Annotated in this window: 8 protein-coding genes; all 8 read left to right on the top strand. The window is 54.8% G+C overall.

Annotated features, from left to right (window positions below; translation table 11 throughout):
• Window positions 1–75: 75 nt before the first annotated feature.
• The 8 genes from Q1B15_RS18520 to doeB are packed head-to-tail and all read left to right on the top strand — an operon-like array spanning window position 76 to window position 7,396.
• On the top strand, window positions 76–654 hold the full coding sequence (locus Q1B15_RS18520; protein ID WP_299756553.1) for a TRAP transporter small permease: 579 nt from the start codon (window positions 76–78) through the stop codon (window positions 652–654).
• 12 nt (window positions 655–666) lie between these two features.
• Window positions 667–1,953, top strand: coding sequence for a TRAP transporter large permease (locus tag Q1B15_RS18515; RefSeq protein ID WP_299756551.1), 1,287 nt, complete (start codon window positions 667–669; stop codon window positions 1,951–1,953).
• A gap of 10 nt (window positions 1,954–1,963) precedes the next feature.
• On the top strand, window positions 1,964–2,401 hold the full coding sequence (locus Q1B15_RS18510) for a universal stress protein (RefSeq protein ID WP_299756549.1): 438 nt from the start codon (window positions 1,964–1,966) through the stop codon (window positions 2,399–2,401).
• A gap of 4 nt (window positions 2,402–2,405) precedes the next feature.
• On the top strand, window positions 2,406–3,191 hold the full coding sequence (locus Q1B15_RS18505; protein ID WP_299756547.1) for an aspartate/glutamate racemase family protein: 786 nt from the start codon (window positions 2,406–2,408) through the stop codon (window positions 3,189–3,191).
• Window positions 3,184–4,206, top strand: a complete 1,023-nt coding sequence (eutB, locus tag Q1B15_RS18500; RefSeq protein WP_299756545.1) for a hydroxyectoine utilization dehydratase EutB — start codon at window positions 3,184–3,186, stop codon at window positions 4,204–4,206. Before Q1B15_RS18505 ends, eutB begins: the two co-directional genes overlap by 8 nt.
• Complete coding sequence (eutC, locus tag Q1B15_RS18495; protein ID WP_299756544.1) at window positions 4,206–5,198, top strand: ectoine utilization protein EutC; 993 nt, start codon at window positions 4,206–4,208, stop codon at window positions 5,196–5,198. Before eutB ends, eutC begins: the two co-directional genes overlap by 1 nt.
• Before the next feature lie 6 nt (window positions 5,199–5,204).
• The gene (gene doeA / locus Q1B15_RS18490; RefSeq protein ID WP_299756555.1) at window positions 5,205–6,392 is read left to right on the top strand and encodes an ectoine hydrolase DoeA; all 1,188 of its coding nucleotides are present in this window, start codon (window positions 5,205–5,207) and stop codon (window positions 6,390–6,392) included.
• Window positions 6,393–6,406: 14 nt separating this feature from the next.
• Complete coding sequence (gene doeB / locus Q1B15_RS18485; protein WP_299756554.1) at window positions 6,407–7,396, top strand: N(2)-acetyl-L-2,4-diaminobutanoate deacetylase DoeB; 990 nt, start codon at window positions 6,407–6,409, stop codon at window positions 7,394–7,396.
• Window positions 7,397–7,904: the final 508 nt, after the last annotated feature.

The following is a 7,904-nucleotide window of genomic DNA, read 5'->3' as shown; positions in this document are numbered from 1 at the left end:
TCCCTCCTCGAGGAATAGCCCCGGCTCGCGAGAGCCGGCCGGGGCCCTTGACCAACTCGCTGTTAGGAGCCGGACGTGACAGACAAACCGCATTCTAACGAACATGCCTCCAGTCTGCCCGGATTTCTGGGCACACTGGATAGCGCAATTTCGAGAATTGAATCAGTTATGCTTGCTGCGGGTGTTATCCTTATGGCCACCAACACCATCAGTAATGTCATCGGCCGGTTCGTGTTTCAAAGCAGTTTGTTCTTTTCTGAAGAACTGAACCGCATTCTGATTATCATGATTACCTTTGCCGGCATCAGCTATGCTGCACGTCAAGGTCGGCATATCCGCATGTCAGCTATTTATGATGCGATGCCGTCGCGGATCCGCAAATTCATGATGATTGTCATATCGCTTGTCACAGCCACCATCATGTTCGGCCTTTGCTATTATGCCATCAATTATATTGGAACTCAGGCCAGCCGAGGACGGGTGCTGCCGTCCCTTCAGATCCCCGTATGGTGGACGCTTGTTTGGGTGCCTGTCGGATTTTTCATGACGGGGATGCAGTACCTTCTGACGGCTATCAAAAATATTGTTGAGAAAGACATCTATCTCTCGACCAATGTGCTTGAAGGCTACGACAACGATGAAATCGAGATTTGAGGGGAACGGCTCATGGCACTAACGATCTTTTCCATCATGATCGTGCTTCTCTTGCTCGGTTTTCCCATGATGGTCCCGCTGATCGCCGGGGCATCTGTTGGCTTTTACATGATGTTGAACGGCTTTTCACAGATGGAAACTATGATTCAGCAGTTCATGGCGGGCATCCGACCTGCGTCGCTCATTGCGGTCCCGATGTTCATCTTTGCTGCGGACATCATGACCCGGGGCCAATCAGCTGACCGGCTGATCGATATGGTGATGAAATTCATGGGCCATATCAAAGGCGGTCTGGCAGTATCCACGGCGGCAGCTTGTACGATGTTCGGGGCAGTGTCCGGCTCGACGCAAGCGACAGTGGTGGCTGTTGGCGGCCCGCTGCGACCGCGTATGCTGAAGGCGGGGTACAAGGACAGCTTTGTTCTGGCCCTGATAGTAAACTCGTCTGACATTGCATTCCTGATTCCACCGTCCATCGGTATGATAATCTATGGAGTTGTCTCAAACACGTCAATTTCCGAACTCTTCATCGCGGGTATCGGCCCGGGACTTTTGATCCTTGTCCTTTTTTCGATCTACTCAGTGATTTATGCGATCCGCCACGATGTGCCGACTGAGGACAAGGCAACTTGGGGCGCGCGCTTCGGGGCGGTCAGGCGCGCAATTTGGCCACTAGGCTTTCCAGTGATTATCATTGGAGGCATCTATGGCGGGATTTTCTCTCCGACTGAGGCTGCTGCGGCCTGTGTTTTTTACGCATTGATGCTCGAAGTCGTGATCTTTCGCTCGATGAACCTAGCCGATGTCTATAGCACCGCCAAATCCACCGGTCTGATCACCGCGGTTGTATTCATCCTTGTTGCGGCCGGCGCGGCCTTTTCCTGGGTTATCTCTTTCGCACAAATTCCACAGGTAATCCTTGGTTCTATCGGCATCGATGAGATGGGTCAGTATGGGGTTCTCTTCGTGATTTCGATCGCGTTTTTTATCGGGTGCATGTTCGTCGACCCTATTGTTGTCATCCTTGTACTTGTCCCGATCTTTGCCCCAGTGGTCAAAGACGTTGGTCTCGATCCTGTTCTGGTTGGAACGGTGATCACACTTCAGGTGGCGATTGGGTCAGCAACACCACCATTCGGGTGCGATATATTTACGGCAATAGCTGTCTTTAAACGCCCCTATATCGAAGTCATCAGAGGGACGCCGCCATTTATCGTCATCCTTCTGAGCGTCTCGGTCGCTTTGATTTACTTCCCTCAGATCGCTTTGTTTCTGCGTGATCTGGCATTTGCGAAATAGCGGGGCAGCTATGTTCAAACACATACTCGTACCAATCGATGGTTCACGAAACGCGATCGCCGCGCTTGAAAAAGCCGTGGAACTTGCATCGCTTGTTAAGGCTAGGATTTCGATCCTGACAGTCTATCGCCACCACTCCTTGCTTGAGGCATCTTTTTCAATGGTGCGTCGCGACACGCCCGAGCCGATGGACGATTCAATGCGTGCCTACGCCAAAGAAGTTGCAGAAGAGGCCAAGAGCCGGGCAGTGGAACTAGGAGCGATAGGGCTCCGTGCCGTTGTGAAAAACGGACCCGTGGCGCGCGGCATTGTTTCATTCGCTAAGGAAAACAATGTGGACCTGATTGTCATGGGCGGCCGCGGTATGGGGTCCGTCGAAAGCTATCTGCTCGGAAGCGTGTCTCATAAGGTGACAGGGACGTCGGCCTGCCCAGTGATGATTGTGTAGTGAAATGGGAGAACGCGCAGAGGTATTGCTGTCTTCCATCCCTGTTCAACTGGAGCCCGCAGAGGCCGTAACCCGCCTTGGACTGATCGCGCTTGCTACGGACCTGACGACAGAACGAGACGCCGCACGGCTCATTCCACACGATCGTGCGGCTTTGCACGTGACAAGGGTCGCGTTTGAGAACCCAACCACCGCGGAAAACCTGTTACGAATGGCGCCGCTCTTGACCGAAGCGGCGCGTTTGTTGCTGCCCGGAGAACCTATGGCGGCGATATACTACGCCTGCACAGCCGCCTCGGTCATGATTGGTGACGACGCGATCAGACATGCCATTCAGGCGGGCAAACCCGACGTCCCTGTCGTCACACCGACCGATGCCGCGCTGACGGCGTTCCGTTCGCTTGGCGTGCAGCGGATCACTTTGGTCACGCCATATTTGTCCAAAACGACCCAGCCAATGGTTGCTTACTTTCAGCGAAAGGGGCTGGAGGTCGTGTCGGCACAGTGCCTTGGCCTTGAGGATGATCGAAACATGGCAAGAGTCTCATCGCAAACTATCATCGACGCCGCGATAGCTGCCGACCGTCCTCAGTCTGAAGGCGTGTTCCTATCGTGCACGGCGCTTCCGGCGCTAGGTGTTATTGAAGCTCTCGAGGATCGCCTTGGGAAGCCTGTCATCTCATCAAATCAGGCGGGCCTTTGGCAGATGTTGAACCACGCACGATTGGCCCCTAATGAAGGACTAGGTAAAATCTTCGATCGGATGCCTCTGGAGGCGGTGTATGACTAAGTTCGCGCTCCCGACTGAACGCAGCGAAAACAGCGTCACGTTGGACGAGATCATTGAAGCACGGCGCACTATTTCTGGCATGATACGACACACGCCTGTTGAACCTTCAGTCTCGTTGTCGAAGAGCATGGGTGTTCCGGTTAACCTGAAACTGGAGCATAGCCAGTTGAGTGGCAGCTTTAAGTTTCGCGGCGCGTCGAACGCTGTGGCCCATCTGACAGAGACAGAGCGCGCTGCTGGTGTTGTGGGCGTCTCCACAGGTAACCATGGACGAGGTTTGGCGCGCGCCTGCGCAAACGCGGGCGTCCGCTGTGTTATCGCGATGTCAGAGTTAGTGCCCCAAAATAAGATCGAGGCGATCCGGGGGGAGGGTGCTGAGGTGCTGATCCGGGGCCGTAGTCAGGACGAAGCACAAGCCGCTGTTGATGCACTCGTCGCAGAGGGCATGACAATGATTCCCCCCTTTGATCACCGCCATATCATCGCTGGTCAGGGAACGCTCGGGCTCGAGATTTCCGAGGAGATGCCCGAGGTTGAGACCGTTTTGGTGCAGGTCTCCGGCGGCGGGCTGATATCGGGAGTGGCCGCCGCGCTGAAGGCCCGCCTGCCACATGTCCGCATCGTCGGGATCTCAATGGAGCGGGGGGCGGCCATGCACGCAAGCCTTGCGGCCGGTCACCCGGTTGAGGTCACGGAACTCGCCACATTGGCCGACAGTCTGGGTGGAGGGATAGGGCTCGACAATTGCTTTACCTTTCCGATGGTGCGCGAACTCGTAGACGACCTGGTTTTGCTCACCGAGGCAGAAATCGCAAACGGCATTCGCCATTGCTACTGGGAAGAACGACAGATTGTCGAAGGCTCCGGTGCGGTGGGGGTAGGGGCGCTTTTGGCGGGTAAAATCACTTTGTCTGGGCCTACTATGCTTATACTCAGCGGCGGGAATATCGACATGTCATTGCACCACAGGGTTATCTCAGGGGAAGATGTCGACGTTTCTCAAGAGAGCTCATAATGCCAAAAATCCGCATTCTGACTGAGGCCGAACTTCGCAAAGCGGTGCCACTGGATCTCGACACGATCCAATGCATAGAAGACGGTTTCCGTGCGCTTGCCGGTGGGAACGTCGCTATGCCACCCATCCTGTCCATGGCGATCAAAGATTTTAATGGTGAGGTCGACGTCAAGACGGCCTATGTCCCAGGTCTGGATAGTTTTGCGGTGAAAATCTCCCCCGGATTTTTTGATAACCCCAAGATCGGCCTTCCATCGACGTCTGGACTGATGGTCTTGTTCTCAGCACGCACAGGCCAGCTCGAAGCCCTGTTGCTCGACAATGGATATCTCACGGATGTACGCACTGCCGCGGCAGGCGCCGTTGCTGCGCGTATTTTGTCCCGGGAGGACTCTTCAAGCGCTGCAATTTTTGGGTCAGGCATGCAGTCGCGTCTTCAACTTAAGGCTCTGTGCCTCGTGCGCCCCATTGAGCGAGCTTTGATCTGGGCACGAAATTCAGAGGCGGCAAAGGCTCTTGCTGCAGAGCTTACAACAGATCTTGGGATCGAGGTGGCGGCCGTGGATGATCCACAAACGGCCGTTGCCCAAGCGGCTGTCATCATAACAACGACGCCCGCGTCCTCGCCAATTCTCAAGGCTGACTGGCTCAGACCCGGGCAACACGTGACGGCCATGGGATCGGATCAGAACCATAAGGGCGAATTGGAGCCAGCCTGTTTGAAACGCGCAGATCTCTATGTACCGGATCGTCTGAGCCAAACGCGAAATCTCGGCGAATTGCGTAACGCAATCGCGGCCGGGCTGATATCTCCGGACGCGTCGTTTGCAGAGCTTGGAGAGATCATTTGCGGGACCGCTGCCGGACGCATATCCGCGGAGCAGATCACAATCGCTGATTTAACCGGCACAGGCGTGCAGGACACTGCAATTGCAACTCTTGCTCGGAACCGAGCCGGAAAAGCTGAACTTGGCACAAATTTTGAAAGTTGAATGATCATGGCTACAATCGACACATTTCGTTTCTCAGACGCCGAATACGAAACGCGTATAGCCAAGGTCCGAAAGGCAATGGAGCTTGCCGAGATCGATACGTTGATAACGTCAGACCCATCTAACATGGCGTGGCTTACCGGATATGACGGTTGGTCCTTTTATGTGCATCAAGCAACGATCATTGGCCCAACCGGTGAGCCGGTTTGGTTTGGGCGCGAACAGGATGCTCAGGGGGCGCTTCGTACAGTCTATATGGGAGAGCCTGACATCATAGGCTACCCAGATTTCTTTGTGCAGTCGACCGAACGCCATCCGTTGGAATATTTGGCTGCAAAGCTAACAGAACGCGGCTGGCACACCGGGCGGATTGGTGTGGAGATGGATAATTACTGGTTCTCAGCAAAGGGATTTCAGGCGCTTTCAGCCGGACTTCCATCCCGGCCTGTCGATGCGACAGGCCTTGTGAACTGGCAGCGTGGGGTGAAGTCGACTGCTGAGCTTGACAGGATGCGCAAGGCCGCTCGGATCGTTGAGCGGATGCATGCACGTATTGTTGAGGTGGTCGAGCCCGGGATTCGCAAATGCGATCTGGTGGCCGAGATCTATGACGCCAGTCTGCGCTATGATGAGGCGCTTGGATTTGGGGGCGACTATCCCGCAATCGTGCCGCTTTTGCCCTCGGGAACAGATGCGGCTGCGCCGCACCTGACATGGGATGACAAGCAAATGAAGTTGGGTGAAGGAACCTTTTTCGAAATTGCCGGCTGTTTTCGCAGGTATCATTGCCCGCTGAGCCGTACGATCTTTTTAGGCAAGCCAACGCAGCAGTTCCTCGATGCGGAAAAGGCAGTGCTTGAAGGAATGGATGCGGGTTTGGAAGCTGCACGGGCAGGCAATACCTGCGAGGATATCGCGATCGCATTCTTTGGCATTTTGCAAAAATACGGCATCGACAAAGACAATCGTGCAGGATACCCGATCGGGTTGTCCTATCCGCCGGACTGGGGTGAAAGGACTTGCTCGCTGCGGCCTGGGGATCTCACGGAACTGAAAACAGGTATGACCTTTCATTTCATGACCGGCCTTTGGATGGAGAATATGGGGTTCGAGATCACTGAAAGTATCGTGATCGGTGAGACCGGACCCGAATGCCTCGCCAATGTGCCTCGCAAACTGATTGTGAAAAACTGATGTCCCTTACTGATCTGCCTGCAAATCCAATCACCTCAACTGTGCTCTTCGATACTGATGGAAAGCACCATGGTTTCCTGCGTCTGCCTTTCAGCCGCGATACATCGGCCTGGGGATCGATCATGATCCCGATCACGGTCATTAAAAACGGGACTGGGCCGACTGCTCTGCTAACTGGAGCAAATCACGGCGATGAATATGAGGGACCGATCGCCCTTCAGGGGCTAGCCTTGGATCTCGACCTTTCAGACATTACCGGACGTGTAATTATTGTGCCGTTTATGAACACTCCCGCCTTTCATGCAGCGCGCCGCACCTCGCCCTTGGATGGAATGAACCTGAATCGCAGTTTTCCTGGAGCGCCCGATGGGTCGCCGACCCAAAAAATTGCTAACTATTTTGAGGAAACACTTCTGCCGCTGGCCGATATAGTTTTGGATTTCCACTCAGGTGGTAAGACCTTGGACTTTATTCCTTTCGCAGCCGCGCATGTCCTTGAAGACATGGACCAGCAAGCTGCCTGTATCGCCGCAATGCAATCCTTCAACGCACCCTATTCAATGATCTTGCATGAGATCGATGCTGTGGGGATGTACGACACAGCCGCTGAAACGGCAGGAAAGGTTTTTGTATCGACCGAATTGGGCGGAGGCGGATCGGCAACGGCGCGCTCCGCACAGATCGCTCGGCAAGGCGCTGAGAATGTCCTAAAACATGCGGGTATTCTGTCCGGGCTGCCTTCGCAGGCTCCTAGTCTAGCGATAGACACAACTGGCCCCGGCTGTTTCCACCTCTCTGAGGCCGCAGGTCTGCTCGAACCCATTATTGATCTTGGCCAGAATGTCAGCGAGGGAGATATTTTGGCACGAATTTGGCCAATCGACCGCACCGGTGTCCCGCCCGTTACTGTTGTGTCGCGCGCCTCCGGCATACTTGCCGCACGTCACTTCCCGGGTCTCATTGCTGTCGGAGACTGCCTCGCTGTCGTTGCGACCCTAGAGTAGGCACTGTCAGAAAAAACCGTCTTGAGCCAGGCAGGACGACGGTTGAGCTTCGCGGAAGGCCTTGCCAGAGGAAATCGGCGTGAGAGGGGTGTGGGGCGTCCTTGATCTCCCGGCGATCGAAACGTGCGACAGACGGGTTGCCCTTGGTAACGGTATGGAATGGTTCGGAACCTATCCCGCAAGTATACGGCGGCTGGCTATGAAGGAATTGCCCGGAGCTGGGACGTGGCAGCCATCCTGGGGGAACCAACGACGACTCCGTCTGCACGGCCTCGGGGCTGCGTGGGAACCATATTGACCTAAGGCTGACCGAGATCAGGCATTGCTCTAGGTAAAAGGGTGATCCCCAACTCTTTTTTGAAAGAGAGTCTGAAGTGGTCCGGCAAATTTGGACAGCGTGCTAAGGTGTATCCAACACGAACGAATGGATACGAGAATGACGAAGCGACGGAACTTTTCAGACAAGTTTAAGGCCACGGTAGCGCTTGAGGCGCTACGTGGAGACAAG

The organism is uncultured Boseongicola sp. (assembly GCF_937988555.1).
Lineage (GTDB): Bacteria > Pseudomonadota > Alphaproteobacteria > Rhodobacterales > Rhodobacteraceae > Boseongicola.
Note: the sequence above shows the minus strand (reverse complement) of the source record. Positions and strands in the feature narration are given on the sequence as shown.